Consider the following 619-nt stretch of genomic DNA (forward strand, 5'->3'; position numbering starts at 1 on the left):
CACCCATCCAATATTTTTAAAGTTAGAAAATTTACAAAAAACAGGTAGTTTTAAAATTAGAGGAGCTTTAAATAAAATTCTTAATTTATCAAAGGAACAGCAAGCAAAGGGTTTAATTGCTGCTAGTGCTGGTAATCATGCACAAGGAGTCGCTTTAGCAGCTTCAAGTTTAAATTTAGTATCCAAGATAGTTATGCCTGTAACAGCACCACTAACCAAAATTGCCGCTACTAAAGAATTTGGTGGTGCTAAATGTACTGTTAAACTTTGTGGTAATATGTTTGATGATGCAATGTCTGAAGCATTAAGACTTGAAAAAGAAGAAGGGTTAACGTTAGTTCATCCATATGATGATAATTTTGTTATTGCTGGTCAAGGTACAATTGGTTTATAAATATATGAGCAAATGAATGCAATGGGTAAAGAAATTGATTATTGTTTAGTTCCAATTGGTGGAGGAGGACTTTTAAGTGGTATTTCAATTTATTTAAAAAGTAAAAATCCAAATATTAAATTTATTGGGATTGAGGCACAAAATGTTGATTCTTATAATCAAGCTTTAAAACAAGGAAAACCATTTAAAATTCAAGGTAAAAGTTCAATTGCTGATGGAATTGCT

At 30.9% G+C, this 619-nt stretch carries 1 pseudogene; it reads left to right on the forward strand.

Features of this window, described 5'->3' with window-relative positions:
• Positions 1–67: 67 nt before the first annotated feature.
• A pseudogene (locus M0D11_RS06360) lies at positions 68–619 on the forward strand (pyridoxal-phosphate dependent enzyme); the annotation flags it as partial.

Origin of the sequence: Spiroplasma endosymbiont of Lariophagus distinguendus (genome assembly GCF_023846195.1) — a bacterium.
Taxonomy (GTDB): Bacteria; Bacillota_I; Bacilli_A; order Mycoplasmatales; family VBWQ01; genus Spiroplasma_E.